Annotated in this window: 16 protein-coding genes; 14 read left to right on the plus strand and 2 right to left on the minus strand. The window is 71.6% G+C overall.

Annotated features, from left to right (window positions below):
* The first annotated feature begins 92 nt into the window (after window positions 1-92).
* From ACFY2Z_RS36115 to ACFY2Z_RS36155, 9 genes are all read left to right on the plus strand, one after another.
* The gene (locus ACFY2Z_RS36115) at window positions 93-1,493 is read left to right on the plus strand and encodes a hypothetical protein (protein WP_390748218.1); all 1,401 of its coding nucleotides are present in this window, start codon (window positions 93-95) and stop codon (window positions 1,491-1,493) included.
* A 186-nt stretch (window positions 1,494-1,679) separates the two neighbouring features.
* Entirely contained in the window at window positions 1,680-2,519 is an 840-nt protein-coding gene (locus ACFY2Z_RS36120; RefSeq protein WP_390748219.1) for a nitrilase-related carbon-nitrogen hydrolase, read from the plus strand.
* Window positions 2,516-3,799 (plus strand): aspartate aminotransferase family protein, encoded by a 1,284-nt coding sequence (locus tag ACFY2Z_RS36125; RefSeq protein WP_390748220.1) that lies wholly within the window; start codon window positions 2,516-2,518, stop codon window positions 3,797-3,799. Before ACFY2Z_RS36120 ends, ACFY2Z_RS36125 begins: the two co-directional genes overlap by 4 nt.
* Window positions 3,800-3,885: 86 nt before the next feature.
* Complete coding sequence (locus tag ACFY2Z_RS36130; RefSeq protein ID WP_390748221.1) at window positions 3,886-5,445, plus strand: PucR family transcriptional regulator; 1,560 nt, start codon at window positions 3,886-3,888, stop codon at window positions 5,443-5,445.
* A gap of 148 nt (window positions 5,446-5,593) precedes the next feature.
* Complete coding sequence (locus ACFY2Z_RS36135; RefSeq protein WP_390748222.1) at window positions 5,594-6,436, plus strand: nitrilase-related carbon-nitrogen hydrolase; 843 nt, start codon at window positions 5,594-5,596, stop codon at window positions 6,434-6,436.
* Window positions 6,437-6,549: 113 nt separating this feature from the next.
* Complete coding sequence (gene hydA / locus ACFY2Z_RS36140) at window positions 6,550-7,953, plus strand: dihydropyrimidinase (protein WP_390748223.1); 1,404 nt, start codon at window positions 6,550-6,552, stop codon at window positions 7,951-7,953.
* Window positions 7,954-7,964: 11 nt separating this feature from the next.
* Window positions 7,965-8,987, plus strand: a complete 1,023-nt coding sequence (locus tag ACFY2Z_RS36145) for a TIGR03842 family LLM class F420-dependent oxidoreductase (protein ID WP_390748224.1) — start codon at window positions 7,965-7,967, stop codon at window positions 8,985-8,987.
* 160 nt (window positions 8,988-9,147) lie between these two features.
* Complete coding sequence (locus ACFY2Z_RS36150; RefSeq protein ID WP_390748225.1) at window positions 9,148-9,399, plus strand: hypothetical protein; 252 nt, start codon at window positions 9,148-9,150, stop codon at window positions 9,397-9,399.
* Entirely contained in the window at window positions 9,399-10,949 is a 1,551-nt protein-coding gene (locus tag ACFY2Z_RS36155; RefSeq protein ID WP_390748226.1) for an NCS1 family nucleobase:cation symporter-1, read from the plus strand. The genes ACFY2Z_RS36150 and ACFY2Z_RS36155 overlap by 1 nt, the downstream gene beginning before the upstream one ends.
* Window positions 10,950-11,087: 138 nt before the next feature.
* Here the strand turns inward: ACFY2Z_RS36155 and ACFY2Z_RS36160 are convergent, their stop codons facing one another.
* Together ACFY2Z_RS36160 and ACFY2Z_RS36165 are read right to left on the minus strand one after the other, a co-directional pair.
* The gene (locus ACFY2Z_RS36160) at window positions 11,088-11,789 is read right to left on the minus strand and encodes a hypothetical protein (protein ID WP_390748227.1); all 702 of its coding nucleotides are present in this window, start codon (window positions 11,787-11,789) and stop codon (window positions 11,088-11,090) included.
* Between the two features lie 319 nt (window positions 11,790-12,108).
* Complete coding sequence (locus tag ACFY2Z_RS36165) at window positions 12,109-12,351, minus strand: DUF6480 family protein (RefSeq protein ID WP_390748228.1); 243 nt, start codon at window positions 12,349-12,351, stop codon at window positions 12,109-12,111.
* Between the two features lie 260 nt (window positions 12,352-12,611).
* Between ACFY2Z_RS36165 and ACFY2Z_RS36170 the strand changes: the two genes are divergently transcribed.
* The 5 genes from ACFY2Z_RS36170 (at window position 12,612) to ACFY2Z_RS36190 (ending at window position 17,903) form a co-directional block, all read left to right on the plus strand.
* Window positions 12,612-12,800 carry a hypothetical protein gene (locus ACFY2Z_RS36170; protein ID WP_390748229.1) on the plus strand — a complete coding sequence of 63 codons (189 nt, stop codon included), beginning with the start codon at window positions 12,612-12,614 and terminating at the stop codon, window positions 12,798-12,800.
* A gap of 228 nt (window positions 12,801-13,028) precedes the next feature.
* On the plus strand, window positions 13,029-14,855 hold the full coding sequence (locus ACFY2Z_RS36175; protein ID WP_390748230.1) for a gamma-glutamyltransferase family protein: 1,827 nt from the start codon (window positions 13,029-13,031) through the stop codon (window positions 14,853-14,855).
* A 130-nt stretch (window positions 14,856-14,985) separates the two neighbouring features.
* The gene (locus tag ACFY2Z_RS36180; RefSeq protein WP_390748248.1) at window positions 14,986-15,828 is read left to right on the plus strand and encodes an inositol monophosphatase family protein; all 843 of its coding nucleotides are present in this window, start codon (window positions 14,986-14,988) and stop codon (window positions 15,826-15,828) included.
* 159 nt (window positions 15,829-15,987) lie between these two features.
* On the plus strand, window positions 15,988-17,397 hold the full coding sequence (locus tag ACFY2Z_RS36185; RefSeq protein WP_390748231.1) for a phytoene desaturase family protein: 1,410 nt from the start codon (window positions 15,988-15,990) through the stop codon (window positions 17,395-17,397).
* The gene (locus tag ACFY2Z_RS36190) at window positions 17,394-17,903 is read left to right on the plus strand and encodes an O-acetyl-ADP-ribose deacetylase (RefSeq protein WP_390748232.1); all 510 of its coding nucleotides are present in this window, start codon (window positions 17,394-17,396) and stop codon (window positions 17,901-17,903) included. The genes ACFY2Z_RS36185 and ACFY2Z_RS36190 overlap by 4 nt, the downstream gene beginning before the upstream one ends.
* Window positions 17,904-18,154: the final 251 nt, after the last annotated feature.

An 18,154-nucleotide genomic window follows, 5' to 3' on the forward strand; every position in this document is an offset into this window, starting at 1 on the left:
GCGGCCGGTCCGAAAACTCCCCGTAGCCCTCCCGTAACACAGCTGGTGTTGTCTACCGGAGCAGAGCACTCCAGTCGGGCGGGAGCTGGGCGATGGCAGTGGAACAACTCCCGGTGCAGGTAAGGGAGTTCGCGGACTACTTGAATGAGCTGCTGGCGCGGCTCGACCGGAACGACGGTTGGTGCGCGGTCTTCTGGCAGCGCGATGCCGACGGTATGCGGGCCTGCCTCGCCGGCCGGGAGGTGCCTCCCTGGGACGTCGTGGAGGCGCTGTTGCAGGACGTCGCCGCGGCCTACGGGTCCGAGAGCGCCGCCCGGGAGTCCGACCGTGCGCGGGCGCTGCACCGTGCCGCGGTCGCCGCGCACGACGCCCGGCCGGGCGGCCGGGCCGCCCTCGGCGACCGGCTCGATGTGATGCTCCGCGAACAGCGCTACGCGGCCGAGCGCCAGGCCGAGCTCGGCCGCCGCCTGGAGTCGGCCGTGACCCGGGAGGAGGCCGAGTCGTTCCGCGTCGACCTGGCCTGGGCCGGGGACGACCACGCACGCGCCACGGCTCGCATCGCGGAACTCCGCCGCCGTACGGCGGCCCTGGACCACCGGGTCCGTCGCCCGCCCGCGCAGGCCGCCCCGCGGGCCTCAGGGACCCCCCGGGCGGCCTTCCGGAGCGAGGCACACCCCGCCGACCCGGACCTGGCGGCACCGCACGGCGCCCACCCGTCCGCCCCGCAGGAGCCCGCCGCCTTCGCCGACCCCGCCCCCTCCGCCGAGCAGCGCCCCAGGCGCCGCCTGCGGGGCAGTGCCCGGTTCGCCGGGGTGATGGACGTCCAGGAGGCGCCCACGGGCCCCGTACCCGCCGCCGCGGACCCCGCACCCGGCCGCCGGGGCCCGCGCGGCGCCCGGTTCGCCGGAGCCGCGGACCCCGGGCCCGGGACACCGTCCGAGGAGCGCCCGGCGGAGCCCCTGGACCAGGAGGACGTGCGGATCACCGACACCGTCGCGGTGCTCACCCGGCTGCGTGCCGAGGGCCGTAGCGGCGAGGCCCACGCGCTGCTCGTCGACGTCGCCCACTGGCCCGCCGCCCGCTACCCCCTGCTCGCCGACGAACTGCACCGCGCGGGACTCGGCGCCGACTGGACCACCCTGCTGTGGGAGGCCGCCTCGCTGCCCGCCGACCGCCTCGTCGCCGCCGCCGACGCGCTCACCGCGGCGGGCCGCACCGCCGACGGGGAGCAGATGCTGCGCCAGGGCGTCGTACGCCCCGCGAGCGAGATCGGCGAGGCCGTGCTGGGCCTGAGCGCCGAGGGCCGGCAGCGTGAGGTCGGCGCCCTCCTCGACGCCTACGTCCGCATGCGGACCCCCGAGGAGGCGGCCCGCAGCGTCGCGGCGGATCCCGGACGCCTCCTGCCGCTGCTCCTCCAGGCGGCCCGGGGGGTCTCCGACCAGCGGCACTGGGACCTCGTCCACGCCCTGAGAGTCGCCGGATTCAGCGCCTGACCGGCCCGTCGACAATCCGACGACTTCACCCGCACAGGTGCGAAACATGATCGACTCAGCGGGTTGACGACGATGGTCTTGGCAAGGCCTCCCCGGAGGCTTACGTTCGAGCCTCTACCACCTGTTTCTACGGGCGTAGAGGCTCGCTGACGTCCTCACCGGGACATGAGGCAAAGGAGCGGCACCATGGCCCACGTCGTACGCGCCGCACTGGTCCAGGCGACCTGGACCGGCGACACCGAATCCATGATCGACAAGCATGTGGCGCACGCCCGGGAGGCGGCCCGGCAGGGCGCGCAGGTCATCGGCTTCCAGGAAGTCTTCAACGCCCCCTACTTCTGCCAGGTCCAGGAGCCCGAGCACTACCGCTGGGCCGAGCCGGTGCCCGACGGGCCCACGGTCGCCCGGATGCGGGAACTGGCCCGCGAGACCGGCATGGTGATCGTCGTCCCCGTCTTCGAGATCGAGCAGTCCGGTCTCTACTTCAACACCGCCGCCGTGATCGACGCCGACGGCAGCTACCTCGGCAAGTACCGCAAGCACCACATCCCCCAGGTCAACGGCTTCTGGGAGAAGTACTACTTCAGGCCGGGCAACCTCGGCTGGCCCGTCTTCGACACCGCGGTCGGCAAGGTCGGCGTGTACATCTGCTACGACCGCCACTTCCCGGAGGGCTGGCGGCAACTCGGCCTCAACGGCGCCCAGCTGGTCTACAACCCCTCCGCCACCTCGCGCGGTCTGTCGGCCTACCTCTGGCAGCTGGAGCAGCCCGCGGCCGCCGTCGCCAACGAGTACTTCGTCGCCGCGATCAACCGCGTGGGCCGCGAGGAGTACGGCGACAACGACTTCTACGGCACGAGCTACTTCGTCGACCCCCGCGGGCAGTTCGTGGGCGACGTCGCCGGCGACAAGGAGGAGCTGATCGTCCGGGACCTCGACTTCGACCTCATCGAAGAAGTGCGGCAGCTGTGGGCGTTCTACCGCGACCGCCGCCCCGACGCGTACGAAGGACTGGTGAAGCCGTGAGCGACCTGTACGCCCGCCACCGGGACGTCCTGCCCGAATGGCTCGCGCTCTACTACAAGGACCCTCTGGAGATCACTCACGGCGAGGGCCGGCACGTCTGGGACGCCGACGGCAGGAAGTACCTGGACTTCTTCGGCGGGATCCTCACCACCATGACCGCGCACGCGCTGCCCGAGGTCACCAAGGCGGTGAGCGAGCAGGCGGGGCGGATCATCCACTCCTCGACCCTCTACCTCAACCGGCCGATGGTCGAACTGGCCGAGCGCATCGCCCGGTTGAGCGGCATCCCGGACGCCCGCGTCTTCTTCACCACGTCCGGCACCGAGGCCAACGACACCGCGCTGCTTCTCGCGACCACCTACCGGCGCAGCAACCAGCTCCTGGCGATGCGCAACAGCTACCACGGCCGCTCCTTCAGCTCGGTCGGCATCACCGGCAACCGCAGCTGGTCCCCCACCTCGCTGTCCCCGCTCGGGACCCTGTACGTCCACGGGGGCGTCCGTACCCGGGGCCCCTTCGCCCACCTGAACGAGGCAGACTTCATCGCGGCCTGCGTCGCGGACCTGAAGGACCTGCTCGGGCAGGGCCGGCCGCCCGCGGCGCTGATCGCCGAACCCATCCAGGGCGTCGGCGGCTTCACCTCGCCGCCCGACGGCCTGTACGCGGCCTTCCGGGACGTGCTCCAGGAACACGGCATCCTGTGGATCTCCGACGAGGTGCAGACCGGCTGGGGCCGCACCGGCGACCACTTCTGGGGCTGGCAGGCTCACGGGCGGAGCGGACCGCCGGACCTGCTCACCTTCGCCAAGGGGATCGGCAACGGCATGTCCGTCGGCGGGGTCGTCGCCCGGGCCGAGATCATGAACTGCCTGGACGCCAACTCCATCTCGACGTTCGGCGGCACCCAGATCACCATGGCCGCGGGACTCGCGAACCTCACCTATCTGCTGGAGCACGACCTCCAGGGCAACGCCCGGCGGGTCGGCGGGCTGCTCATCGAGCGGCTGCGGGCCGTCGCCGCACAGCTCCCGGTCGTCCGGGAGGTGCGCGGGCGCGGCCTGATGGTCGGCGTCGAACTGGTCAGGCCCGGCACCGACGAGGCAGACCCGGACGCGGCGGCCGCCGTGCTGGAGGCCGCCCGCGAGGGCGGACTGCTGATCGGCAAGGGCGGCGGGCACAACACCAGCGTTCTGCGCATCGCCCCACCGCTCACACTCACCGTCGCGGAGGCCGAGGAGGGCGCGGCGATCCTCGAACGGGCCCTCAGGAGCGTCGGGTGACCACCCACCGGCCCTCCGCCCCACCACAGCGTCGTCATGAGGTGTCCTCATCGACAAGTCGATGATCTGAGCAAGGGAACGTCGCCATGACCACCGCGCTGGAACCCGCCCTGTCGGTACGCCAGGTCCTCACCCTGGACCGGGTGCTCGCCGGAGAGCCCGAGGTGGTCGCCGGCGCCGGACACCTCGACCGGCCGGTGCGCTGGGTGCATGTCGCCGAGGCCCCCGATGTCGGAGTCATGCTCAGCGGCGGCGAGATGGTGCTCACCACCGGAGTGCTGCTCGCCGGCGACCCCGAGAAGCAGGCCGAGTACATCCGGTCCCTGCACCGCGCGGAGGCCGCGGCCGTCGTCCTCGGACTCGGCCGCGCCTTCCCCGCGCCCCCGGACGTGATGCGCCGGGCCGCCGAGCGCTGCGGACTGCCCCTGGTGGTTCTGCACCGCCCCTTCCCCTTCGCCGAACTGACCGAGGAGGTCCAGTCCCGGCTGGTGCGGCGCAAGTTCGCGGCCGTGAGCCTGTCGGAGGCCGTCCGTACGGCCCTGACCGGGCTCATCACCGCAGGCGCCCCGCTGCAGCGGCTGCTCGACGAGATCGCCGTGCACGCAGGCTGTCCCGTGATCCTCGCCAACCTCGCCCACCGGGTGCTCGCCACGGCGGGGGAGCGGCCCGCGGTCGACGATGTGCTGCGCGACTGGGAGCGCGTGGCCCGCCAGGCGGGCGGCAGCGAGGGCGACGGCTGGGTCCGCGCCGAGCTGGGCGGGCGCGGCGAGCGCTGGGGCAGGATCGTGCTCTGCGGCTATCGCGGCGACAGCCCCATCGGGCGGCTGCTGGCCGAGCGCGCGGCCGAGGCCCTGGTGCTGCACCGAATGCTCGGCGGCGCGGCGCACTCCTGGGAGGAGCAGTCCGCGCAGAGCCTGCTGACCGACCTCGTCTCCGGTGTCGTCCCGGCCCGCCAGCTGCTGCCGCGGGCCAGGGCGGCCGGACTGCCCGTCAACCGCCGTACGTTCGTCCCCCTCGTCGTACGCGACGGCGAACCGGCCGCACTCGATCGCGTCCTGCGGCTGCTGGGGCTGTCCGGACTCGTCGCGGAACTCGCCGACGGGGCCACCGCCGTCCTGCTCAGCCTCGCCCGGGACCAGGAGGCCGTGACGCTGACCGCGCATCTGGCCGCCCGGCTGCGGACCGAGTCGGGTGCCGTCGGGACGGTCGTCGCCGCGGCCGACGCGCGCACCGCCTGGGAGGACGTGCCCGCGGGGCTGCGCGAGGCCCGGCATGTGGCCGACGCCGTCGCCGGTCACTCCGCGGCCGAGGACCTGCCGGCCGTCGTACGGCTGAGGGACGTCCATCTGCGCGGTCTGATCCGGCTGTTGCGCGACGACCCGCATGTGCAGTCCTTCGCCGAACGGGAGCTGGACGGGCTGTTGTCCGGATGCGACGCCGAGCAGGAACTGCTGCCCGTGCTGCGGACCTATCTGGCCACCGGCCGCAACAAGTCCCGCACCGCCCAGCTGCACCATGTCAGCAGGCCCGCGCTCTACCGCCGGCTGGAGGCCATCGAGGCCCGTCTCGGGGTCGACCTCGACGACTTCGAGCAGGCCGCCTCCGTGCACATCGCGCTGCTCGCGCACGACGCCCAACACGGGTGAGACACCATGGGAACACACCGGAAACCAGCGCGCACGGGCCGGGGTGACACCGTGGAACGCGGTGCGCCGTCAGACGTGACACGGTGCAACTCAACCCGGACCCGCCGCCTTCCTAGGCTCGCCGCACACCGAGCGACCGGAGGTCCCGATGAGCAGAGTGGTCCGTGCCGCCGTCTTCCAGACCGCCTGGACCGGCGACAAGGAGTCGATGATCCAGGTCCACGAGCAGGCGGCCCGCGACGCGGCCGCGCAGGGTGCCCAGGTCCTGTGTTTCCAGGAGCTGTTCTACGGGCCGTACTTCTGCCAGGTCCAGGACCCGGCCTTCTACGAGTACGCCGAGCAGATTCCGGACGGGCCCGTGGTCAAGCGCTTCCAGGCGCTGGCGAAGGAACTGGGCCTCGTCCTCGTGCTGCCCATGTACGAGGAGGAGCAGCCCGGAGTGCTCTACAACACCGCCGCGGTGATCGACGCGGACGGTTCCTACCTGGGCAAGTACCGCAAGACCCATATCCCGCAGGTGAAGGGCTTCTGGGAGAAGTTCTACTTCCGCCCGGGCAACTCCGGCTGGCCCGTCTTCGACACCAAGGCAGGCCGGATCGGCGTCTACATCTGCTACGACCGCCACTTCCCGGAGGGCTGGCGGGCCCTCGGCCTCGCGGGCGCGGAGATCGTGTTCAACCCTTCGGCCACCTCCCGGGGCCTGTCCGGCTATCTGTGGCAGCTGGAGCAGCCGGCCGCGGCCGTCGCCAACGAGTACTTCGTGGGGGCGATCAACCGGGTGGGCGTCGAGGAGCTGGGCGACAACGACTTCTACGGGACCTCGTACTTCGTGGACCCGGAGGCACAGTTCGTCGGCGAGGTGGCGAGCGACAAGGAGACCGAACTGGTCGTGCGCGACCTGGACCTGGCGAAGCTGCGGGAGGTGCGCGACCGCTGGCAGTTCTACCGGGACCGGGCACCGGGCGCCTACGGGCCGCTGACCGCTCCCTGACCGGCACCGGGTCCGCCGGTCCGGCCGTTCGGACCGGGCCGGCGGCCACGGTCGTCCCGCACGGCAGCCACGACAGCAGTGTTGACCACGCCAGGTAAGGGAGCAGAGGCAGCATGAGCAGCCGTACCGTCATCCGCGGTGGCCTCGTCGTCACCGCGTCCGACGAGATCCATGCCGACGTCCTGATCGAGGACGGCCGCATCGCCGCCCTCGCCGCGTCCGGCACCCCGGCCGCCGCGGCCTTCACGGCCGAGCGGACCATCGACGCCACCGGCAAGTACGTGATCCCGGGCGGCGTCGATGCCCACACCCATATGGAGCTGCCGTTCGGCGGCACCTTCGCCTCCGACACCTTCGAGACCGGCACCCGGGCCGCCGCCTGGGGCGGCACGACCACGATCGTCGACTTCGCGGTGCAGAGCGTCGGCCGCACCCTGCGCGAGGGCCTGGACGCCTGGCACGCCAAGGCCGAGGGCAACTGCGCCGTCGACTACGGCTTCCACATGATCGTCTCCGACGTCAACCAGGAGACGCTGAAGGAGATGGATCTGCTGGTCGAGGAGGGCGTGACCTCCTTCAAGCAGTTCATGGCGTACCCGGGCGTCTTCTACAGCGACGACGGCCAGATCCTGCGCGCCATGCAGCGCTCCGCCGAGAACGGCGGACTGATCATGATGCACGCCGAGAACGGCATCGCGATCGACGTCCTGGTCGAGCAGGCGCTGGCCCGCGGCGAGACCGACCCGCGCTACCACGGCGAGGTCCGAAAGGCCCTGCTGGAGGCCGAGGCCACCCACCGCGCCATCAAGCTCGCCCAGGTCGCGGGGGCGCCCCTGTACGTCGTGCACGTCTCCGCGCAGGAGGCGGTCGCCGAACTGGCCCGGGCGCGCGACGAGGGACTCAACGTCTTCGGCGAGACCTGCCCCCAGTATCTGTTCCTGTCCACCGACAACCTCGCCGAGCCGGACTTCGAGGGCGCCAAGTACGTGTGCTCGACGCCCCTGCGGCCCAAGGAGCACCAGGCCGCCCTGTGGCGGGGCCTGCGCACCGATGACCTCCAGGTGGTCTCCACCGACCACTGCCCCTTCTGCTTCGTGGGTCAGAAGGAGCTGGGCCGGGGCGACTTCTCCAAGATCCCCAACGGTCTCCCGGGCGTCGAGAACCGTATGGACCTGCTGCACCAGGCCGTCGTCGACGGACACATCTCCCGCCGCCGCTGGATCGAGATCGCCTGCGCCGCCCCGGCCCGGATGTTCGGCCTCTACCCGAAGAAGGGGACCATCGCCCCGGGCGCCGACGCGGACATCGTCATCTACGACCCGCACGCCGAACAGGTGATGTCCGCCGAGACCCACCACATGAACGTCGACTACTCGGCCTACGAGGGCAGGCGCACCACCGGCCGGGTCGAGACCGTCCTGTCCCGTGGCGAACCCGTCATCACCGAGCGGGAGTTCACCGGACACGCCGGGCACGGCGTCTACACCCCCCGCTCCACCTGTCAGTACCTCAACTAGGAGTGGCGCTCATGGACTTCGGACTCGTCCTGCAGACCGACCCGCCGGCCTCGCGGGTCGTCAGCCTGATGAAGAGGGCCGAACGCAACGGCTTCCGCTACGGCTGGACCTTCGACTCGGCCGTGCTGTGGCAGGAACCGTTCGTGATCTACAGCCAGATCCTGGCGAACACCCAGAAGCTGACGGTCGGCCCCATGGTGACCAACCCGGGGACCCGCACCTGGGAGGTGACGGCCTCCACGTTCGCCACCCTCAACGACATGTTCGGCAACCGCACCGTCTGCGGCATCGGCCGCGGCGACTCCGCGATGCGCGTCGCCGGCCGCAAACCCAACACCCTGGCCCGGATCAGCGAGGCCATCAAGGTCATCCGGGCACTCGGCCGCGGAGAGGAGGCCGACCTCGGCGGCGGCACGGTCGTCAAGTTCCCATGGATCAAGCCCGGCGCCCGACTGCCGGTGTGGATGGCCGCGTACGGCCCGAAGGCACTGAAGATGACGGGCGAGGAGGCCGACGGCTTCATCCTCCAGCTCGCCGACCTGTATCTGACCGAGTACATGGTCAAGGCGGTGAAGGACGCGGCGGTCGCGGCCGGCCGCGACCCCTCCGACATCACGATCTGTGTGGCCGCACCCGCGTATGTCACCGAGGACGACTCGCCCGAGGCGCTCGCCCATGCGCGGGAGCAGTGCCGATGGTTCGGCGGCATGGTCGGCAACCACGTCGCCGACCTCGTCGCCAAGTACGGCGCGCACTCCGGCTCCGTACCCGACGAACTCACCGACTACATCAGGGCCCGGGAGGGCTACGACTACGCGCACCACGGGCGCAGCGACAACCCCGACACCCGGTTCGTGCCCGACGAGATCGTGGACCGGTTCTGTGTGATCGGCCCGGTCGAGAAGCACATCGAGAAGCTCACCGCGCTGCGTGAGCTCGGCGTCGACCAGTTCGCCGTCTACGACATGCACGACGCGCAGGAAGCCGTCATCGACGCCTACGGGTCACAGATCATCCCGGCGGTCAACGGCTAGTCCACGGAGGGTCCTCGGGATCCCCCGTCCCCGCTCGTCCCCTTCCCGCTCCCCCGGGGAGGGGGCCAAGGGCGCTCCCCGCCGATCCCTCCGGGGCGCGCACCCCCCATCGGCGCCGTCCGCACGGCGTTTCCCACCTCACCTCACGATGGGCCTGCACATGACCGACACCGTTCCCTGGGCCGTACCGATGTCCGCCCAAGTCATCCGCCCCGACGGCGGCGTGGAGTCCGCCCCGGGCTCCCCGCAGCCGAGCGGCCCGGCCGCCGACGAGGACCTCCTCCCGGTCCCCGTCGACAAGCGCACCTGGACCACGTACAACTTCTCGGCGCTGTGGGTCGCGCGCGAGAGAACCCAGGCTTCCGGGAGTCCGCGTCCCCACATGAGTCTTCGCGATACGAGGTGGTCCTGATGTCCCCCAGTGGAAGAACTTTGGCCGATCCGGCCGTTGTGCAGCAGACGTATCCGGACGGCCGGGTCGCCCTGTCCGATCCGGCGGTGCTGGAAGGTTCGCGTTTCGCCAACGCGGACCTGGCTCCGGTCCCGATCGCGCGCCGGACATGGGGTACTTACAACTATCTCGCCCTCTGGGTGGGAATGGCGCACTGCATTCCGTCGTGGACGCTGGCGTCGGGGCTGGTGGCCCTGGGGATGGACTGGAAGCAGGCGGTGCTGACGATCGCGCTGGCGAACGTGATCGTGCTGGGGCCGATGCTGCTGACCGGTCATGCCGGCACCAAGTACGGGATCCCGTTCCCGGTGTTCGCGCGGGCGTCGTTCGGGGTGCGCGGGGCGAACCTGCCGGCGATGGTGCGGGCGGCGGTGGCGTGCTGCTGGTTCGGCATCCAGACCTGGATCGGCGGGGAGGGCATCTTCCTGCTGGCCGGCAAGCTGTTCGGCCACGGCTGGCTGAACGCCGGCCCGATAGCGGGCACGCCGTGGACCCAGTGGCTGTCGTTCGGGGTGTTCTGGCTGGTTGAGGTCGCCATCATCACCCGGGGCATGGAGACGCTGCGCAGGGTGGAGAACTGGGCGGCGCCGCTGGTGATCGTCGGGGCGCTGGTGCTGCTGGGGTTCATGGCCGCCAAGGCGGGCGGCTTCGGCCCGCTGCTGGACCAGCCCTCACGCCTGGGCTGGGGGAACGGGTTCTGGAAGGTGTTCTTCCCCTCCCTGATGGGCATGATCGGCTTCTGGTCCACGCTGTCGCTGAACATCCCGGACTTCACTCGCTTCGGCGGCAGCCAGCGTGCCCAGCTGTGGGGCCAGGCGCTGGGCCTGCCGACCACGATGACACTGTTCGCGATCCTGTCGGTGCTGGTCACGTCCGGCTCCCAGGCCGTCTACGGGGCGCCGATCTGGGATCCGATCGCACTGAGCGCGAAGATGAGCAACACCGTCGGCGCGTTGTTCGCGCTGCTGATCGTGATGGTGGCGACCTTGTCGGTGAACATCGCCGCCAACGTCGTCTCCCCGGCGTACGACCTGTCGAACCTGCTGCCGCGGCTGGTCAGCTTCCGCACCGGAGCGCTGATCACGGGCGTGGTCGGCATCCTGATCATGCCGTGGAAGCTGATCGCCAACCCGCACGTGTACATCTTCACCTGGCTCGGCTTCGTCGGCGGCCTGCTCGGCACGGTGGCCGGCATCCTCGTGGCCGACTACTGGATCGTGCGCCGTACCCGTCTGGCGCTGGGGGAGCTGTACCAGGCGGACGGCCGCTACTGGTACACCGCCGGCTGGAACCTGCGCGCGGTGGCCGCCTTCGTGATCGGCGGTGTCCTGGCCGTCGGCGGCTCGTACTCGACCGTCGTCAAGGGCGTCAAGCAGGGCCCCTTCCCCGCCGACGGAGTCATCCCGTTCCTCAAGCCCCTGGCCGACTACGGCTGGGCCGTCGGCCTGGCCTCCGCCCTGCTCGTCTACACCCTGCTCAGCCTGGGCCGCAGCCAGAACCAGGACAACTGAACCGCGACCGCTTGGGAATGGGCCTCTGACCCGCCTCGGAGGCCCTTCCCGATCTTTCGGGGGCGGCACTGGCCACCTGGCGCAAGCCCAGTGCGATGCGGGCCACGGCCTGACCGGCGGGCCGCGCTCGGAGAGCGGTCAGCTCTGCTTTCCGCCGTTGCCCAGCGCGGCCACCGCGTCCCGGGCGGCCTTGATGGCACCCTTGTTGATCTCGTCGGTGCCGGGCGCCTTCTTCGTCTCGAAGTCACTGCCGTTGTACGTGACCGACACCAGCGCGTTAGACGAGCGGATCAGCACCACGCCCTCACGGGTCTGCTGCTTGTCCTGCGTGGTCAGGTTCACCACCGAGTAGCCGGCGTCGCCGAGACCGGGGACCGGGCCTCCGCCGCTCTTCTCCGTGGTGCGCTGCGTGTACGTCTTCTGCGCCGTGGCCTCCGAGTCCATGATCTCGAAGGTCACGTCCAGCCAGCGGTAGTCGAAGCCCTTGAGCGCGTTCCAGGAGCAGGTGCGCCGGATGGTGGAGTCCGTCGACGGGATCTCCTTGCCGTCCGTCTTGGCACCCGGCACGAGCGACGTGATCGTGCCCTTGGTCAGGGCGGTGCACGGCGCGGGCGCGCCGGCATAGGCCTTGGCCGTCGCCTGCGGCGCCGAGGGCGGGGCGGAGCCGGGGGAGCCGCTCGCCGTGTCCTGGGTGTTCTGGGCTCCCTGCGCCGACTTGCCGGAGTTGGTGGCCGGGGCCGCGGCGAGCGGCCCGGACGACATGGCCCAGCCCGCCGAGGCGAGCACGGCAACCGGCAGCAGGCGCGCGGTCAGAGCGAGCGGCAGAGGCAGAGACGACACGGGCCACTTCTCGTGGGGGGACGGTGCGGAAGGAGTCCGCACTGCGGTCGGGACGCCAGTCTCACATGACTCCCTGTGAGGCGAAAGGGCGAACTCGCTCCGTGGCCGGGTGGTGACAGACCCCGGCCTTGACGGTCCGTGAGTTTCGCTGCGCTCGCCACGGTGTGCCCTTTATGTCTGCGCGAGTTGTGGCTTCGGACGCCTTCGCGAGGCACTCCCCGGGCGGGCCGGCGCATCGGGGCGCCGAAGGGCGGCGGGTCCGGGCCGCGGACGGTCCGGACCCGCCGCCCCACGCATCGGATGTGCGTGACGGCAGGCCCTAGCGGAAGATCAGTGCCAACGCGTACGTCAGGAAGAAGCCGGCCACCAGCAGGGTCAGCAGCATGATCGCGATCAGTGGGCCCTTGGCCCAGCCGCGGGTCCGGTCGTAGGCCAGGTTCGGGGAGGCACCCGAGGTGCTGCCCTCGGCGGGCGGCGTCTCACCCGGTGGAACCCCGCCCGGCTCCACGCGAGGGGCCCGCGCCGACTCGGGGTCCGGTCCGCCGTACTCCCTGTCTCGCATGCTGTCTCCCTTGCTCGCCCGGTCGAGGTGGTTCCTGCGGAGGGTGGGGGACCTCCGCATACACCGTTTATATGGACATTATCGAATAAAAGGGGCGGTGTCGCCGGGGGATCACGTCGGGGTCGAGCGGTGGCCCTGCGGGGTTTCACGCTGCCGCGTGACGGCGGCGGGTAAAAGGGGCGGTGTCGCCGGGGGATCACGTCGGGGTCGGGCGGTGGCCCTGCGGGTTTCACGCTGCCGCGTGACGGCGGCGGGAGGCGATGGTGGTGGTGAGGGTCTCGACGGCGTCGACGGTCGCCGAGCTCAGGGCGACGGCGCGGCTGGACGCGGCGCTGCCGGAGCCGTCGGACGCCGCGCTGAGCCTGGACTCCCACCTGGATGATGTCGCCCTGCCGGTCGGCTCCCGCCCGTCGCTCTTTCCCGGTCCGTACCGGGTGTCCGCTCGGTGACCCGGCCCTGACCGCCTTGCCGTCCGGTGAACAACGGACACCCCGGTTCGGTGGTCGGACGACGTGGGTGTCGCTCCTCAGCCGGTGGAGCACGTCATCACATAGGTGCATCATGTGGAGCGCCCGGCCTCCGAACGTGCCGTGCGGCCCGAGCTCCCCAGATCCTCCCCAAGGTGTGTCCTGAGCGCTCACAGGACCGAGCGATGTGCGTAAGCAGCGAGGTGAGAGATGCAGTTCACCACCCGTCCCACGCTCCAGGGCACCTTCGGCATGGTGTCCTCCACCCACTGGCTGGCCTCGCAGTCGGCGATGGCGGTGCTGGAGGACGGCGGCACGGCGTTCGACGCGGCCGTCGCCGGCGCGTTCGTCCTGCATGTCGTGGAGCCGCATCTGAACGGTCCGGCAGGTGAGGTCCCGATTCTCCTCGCCCCGGCGGGCGGCGAGGTACGGGTGCTGTGCGGACAGGGCGTGGCACCCGCCGGAGCCACCATCGCCCACTACCGGGCTCTGGGCCTCACCCTCGTCCCCGGCACGGGACCGCTCGCCGCCGCCGTCCCGGGTGCCTTCGACGCCTGGATGCTGCTGCTGCGCGACCACGGCACGAAATCCCTCGCCGACGTCCTCAAGCACGCCATCGGCTACGCCGAACACGGCCACGCGCCCGTGGAGCGCGTCGGCGAGACCGTCGAGAGCGTGCGCGAACTGTTCGAGAACGAGTGGACCTCGTCGGCCGAGGTCTATCTGCCCGGCGGGCAGGCGCCCCGGCCCGGGGCCCTGCTGCGCAATCCCGCGCTGGCCGCCACCTGGAAACGGCTGCTCGCCGAGGTGTCCGGGGCCGGGGACCGGGTGACGCAGATCGAGGCGGCCCGTGCGGTGTGGCGGTCCGGTTTCATCGCCGAGGCCCTGGTGCGGCAGGCGCGGCGGCCCACTTTGGACGTGACCGGAGAGCGCCACACCGGCACCCTCACGACCGACGACCTCGCCACCTGGTCCGCGACCTACGAGGCACCGGCCACCTACGACTGGAACGGCTGGACGGTGTGCAAGGCCGGCCCCTGGAGCCAGGGCCCGGTATTCCTCCAGCAGCTCGCCCTGCTCCCGTCCGAGCTGCCCCGGTACGGGAGTGCCGACTACGTCCACCTGCTGATCGAGGGCTGCAAGCTCGCCATGGCCGACCGCGAGGCCTGGTACGGCGACGCCGCCGAGGTGCCCCTCGACGAGCTGCTGTCGGATGCCTACAACGCCGGGCGGCGTGCCCTGATCGGCGACAAGGCGTCGTACGAACTGCGCCCCGGGGCTCCCTCTGGCCGTGTCCCACGCCTGAGCGAGTACGCGCGCGTGATGGCCGACGAGCCCGGGTTCGACCCGATGGGGATCGGCGAGCCGACGGTCGCCCAGCGGCCCACCTTCCCGGCGCCCGGCGAACCGGACGTCGGCGCCGACGGGGCGACCCGCGGCGACACCTGCCATCTCGATGTCGTCGACCGCTGGGGCAACATGGTCGCCGCCACCCCCAGCGGCGGCTGGCTGCAGTCGAACCCGGTGGTGCCCGAACTGGGTTTCCCGCTCGGCACCCGGCTCCAGATGACCTGGCTGGACGAGGACCTGCCCAACTCCCTGACGCCCGGGCGGCGTCCCCGCACCACCCTCACCCCATCGATCGCGCTGCGCGACGGCGTGCCCGTGCTCGCGTTCGGTACGCCCGGCGGCGACCAGCAGGACCAGTGGCAGCTGCACTTCTTCCTGGCGGCCGCCCTGCGCCCGCCGGTGCGCGGCGGCCTCGACCTCCAGGGCGCCATCGACGCCCCGAACTGGCACAACGACAGCTTCCCCGGCTCCTTCTACCCCCGCGGCATGCGGCCCGGAAGCGTCACCGTCGAGTCCCGTACGGACCCCGTGGTCGTCGAGGAGCTGTGCCGACGCGGCCATGACGTCACGGTCGGCGGCGCCTGGTCCGAAGGGCGGCTGTGCGCGGTCGCCCGTGACCCGGAGACCGGTGTGCTGTCGGCGGCGGCCAATCCGCGCGGGATGCAGGGCTACGCGGTCGGCCGCTGACTCGCGGCGGTGACGCGCGACGGGGTGCGCGCACTCGGCCGGGACCGGCACCCGGTGTTCACGCTGATTCCACCGTGTGTGCACCAAACCGGTGGGGATTGTCAGTGCTGCGTGCTCTTATGGGCGCATGCTGATCGGAGACACCGAAACCATCGACGAGTTTCTCGCCCGCCACGCGTCCGACGTGGAGGAGGCCGTCCGCACGGCGGCGGCCACCGAGATCATGCCCCGCTTCCGCCGCCTCGCCGCACACGAGATCGACGAGAAGAGCGGCCCCCACGACCTGGTCACGGACGCCGACCGCAAGGCCGAGGCGTATCTGACCGAGGCGCTGCCCAAGCTGCTGCCCGGCTCGGTCGTGGTCGGCGAGGAAGCGGTCCATGCCAACCCAGCGACCTATGACGCGGTGCGCGGCGACGCGCCCGTGTGGATCGTCGACCCCGTCGACGGCACCCGCCAGTTCGTGCACGGCGACCCCGGCTTCTGCACCCTGGTCGCGCTCGCCCAGGGCGGCGTCGTGCGCGCCTCCTGGACCTTCGCCCCGGCCCGGGACCAGCTCGCCACGGCGATACGCGGCGGGGGCGCGTTCCTCAACGGCCGGCGCCTGCACTCCGGCTCGCCCACGCCGGGCCGCGACCTGGAAGTGGCCACGTCCCACCCGTACTACACGACGGACGAGCAGCAGCGTGCGCTGCTCGGCCTCCAGACGGAGGGCGTCCGCCCGCGCGCGTGCGGCTCGGCCGGCCTGGAGTACCTGTCCATAGCCCAGGGCCTGCTGGACGCGACCGCGTTCTGCTGGGAAGCGGCCTGGGACCACGCCGCGGGCCTGCTGCTGGTCGAGGAGGCGGGCGGCACCCACCGCACCGTGGCGGGCGAACCCTTCCGTATCACCGGCGGCAACACCCTCCCCTTCACCACGGCCCGGGACGAGGCCACCGCCCGCCGCGTGGTGGAGCTGCTCTCCGCCGCCTGAGACCACCTGCGCCGACGGGCGCGGGTGCCGCGTCGGGCGCCGAAAACGGAACTTTGGCCTCCTTCGATGATCGGCCCCGCGCCGCCGCGGTGTCGGACCTCCGGCATATCCTGAGGGCCAGTGGCCGTCGGCTGACGAAGGAGTCCGAAGGTGCCGTCCATGCTCGATGCCGTGGTGGTGGGGGCCGGGCCCAACGGACTGACGGCTGCCGTGGAGCTGGCCCGCCGGGGCTTCTCCGTGGCCGTCTTCGAGGCCCGCGACACCATCGGGGGCGGTGCCCGCACCGAGGAGCTGACGCTGCCCGGCTTCCGGCACGACCCGTGTTCCGCCGCGCACCCCCTCGGCATCAACTCACCCGCCTTCAGAGCGCTGCCCCTGGAGCGGTACGGCCTCGAATGGCTGCACGCCGACCTGCCGATGGCGCACCCGTTCCCCGACGGCACGGCCGCGGTGCTGTCCCGGTCCGTGGCCGAGACGGCCGCCTCGTTCGGGCCGCGCGACGCGGGGACGTACCGCCGACTGGTCGAGCCCTTCCTCCGCCACTGGGACACCCTGGCCCGGGACTTCATGTCCCTGCCCCTCACCGCCCTCCCACGGGACCCGGTCACCCTGGCCCGCTTCGGCCTCGTCGGCCTGCCCCCGTCGACCTGGCTGATGCGCCGCTTCCACGACGAGCGGGCCAAGACCCTGTTCGCCGGGCTCGTCGCCCATGTGATCGCCCCGCTCGACGGCTTCGCCACCGGCGCGATCGGCCTGGTCTTCGCACTGGCCGCGCACGCCCGCGGCTGGCCGGTGGCCCGTGGCGGCTCCCAGTCCATCTCGGACGCGCTCGCCGCGTATCTCAAGGACCTCGGCGGCACCGTCCACACCGACTACGAGGTCAAGCGTCTCGACGACCTGCCCCCGGCGCGCGCGTACGTCTTCGACACCTCGCCCACCGCCCTGGCCCGCATCGCGGGACTCGGGCGGTACTACGACAAGTACCGGTACGGCCCCGGCGTCTTCAAGATCGACTATGCCCTGGACGGCCCCGTGCCGTGGACCGCGAAGGAGCCGCGCGTCGCCGGCACCGTGCAGATCGGCGCCGACAGCCAGGAGATCGACACCGCCCTGCGCGCGGCGTCGCGGGAGGGCCGGGCGCCCGACAGGCCCTTCCTCATCACCGTGCAGCCGAGCGTGGCCGACCCCACGCGGGCGCCGGAGGGCAAGCAGGTCTTCTGGGCGTACGGTCATGTCCCCAACGGCTGGCGGGGAGACCTGACGGACGCGATAGAACGCCAACTGGAACGCTTCGCGCCGGGCTTCCGCGACCGCGTCCTCGCCCGCGCCACCGCGGGCCCGCCCGAACTGGCCGCGCGCAACGCCAACTACGTCGGCGGCGACATCGCCTCCGGCGCGGCGTCCGGGCTCCAGCTCCTGCTGCGCCCCAGGGTGTCCCTGTTCCCGTACGGCACCCCGCACCCGGCCGTGTTCATCTGCTCGTCGGCCACCCCTCCGGGACCCGGCGTGCACGGCATGTCCGGCCACAACGCGGCAAAGGCCGTCTGGCGAAGGCTGAGACAGAGATGACCACGATCACGCTGATCCAGGGGGACATCACCCGGCAGAGCGCCGACGCGATCGTCAACGCGGCCAACTCCTCGCTGCTCGGTGGGGGAGGAGTGGACGGCGCGATCCATCGGCGCGGCGGCCCCGCGATCCTCGCGGCGTGCCGCGACCTCCGTGCGTCCCACTACGGCAAGGGCCTGCCCACGGGCCAGGCGGTGGCCACCACGGCGGGGGAACTGGACGCCCGGTGGGTGATCCATACGGTCGGCCCCGTGTATCAGGTTTCAGGCGGAGATCCTGCGCTGCTTGCCTCCTGCTACCGGGAGTCGCTCCGCGTAGCCGACGAGCTGGGTGCCCGGACGGTCGCGTTCCCGGCGATCTCCACCGGCGTGTACCGGTGGCCGATGGACGACGCAGCCCGTATCGCGGTGGAGACGGTGCGGAACACGCCGACAGCGGTCGAAGAGGTGCGGTTCGTCCTCTTCGACGACCGGGCGTACGAGGCGTTCGCCCGGCGACTCGGCTGACGGCAAGCCCACGGTGGCACCGACTCGGGTGCCGGCACCAGACACTGGGCCGGCTGTTCGACCTCGTCCCGCGCGCCGAGGGCTTCCCTGCAAGGCCGAGCCTCAGCGCCCGACCAAGTCCTAAGGAGTTGGGCGATCGCGTGCGTGACCTGCGGCGAAATGTGCCGGGGGGCACCCGCGACACGGAGTGTCGGAGGCGTGTCGGAAGCTGGGACCGGACGGGGCGTCCGTCGTGCCGCAGGGTGCATTGC

Source organism: Streptomyces sp. NPDC001222, assembly GCF_042896945.1.
Lineage (GTDB): Bacteria > Actinomycetota > Actinomycetes > Streptomycetales > Streptomycetaceae > Streptomyces > Streptomyces gibsoniae.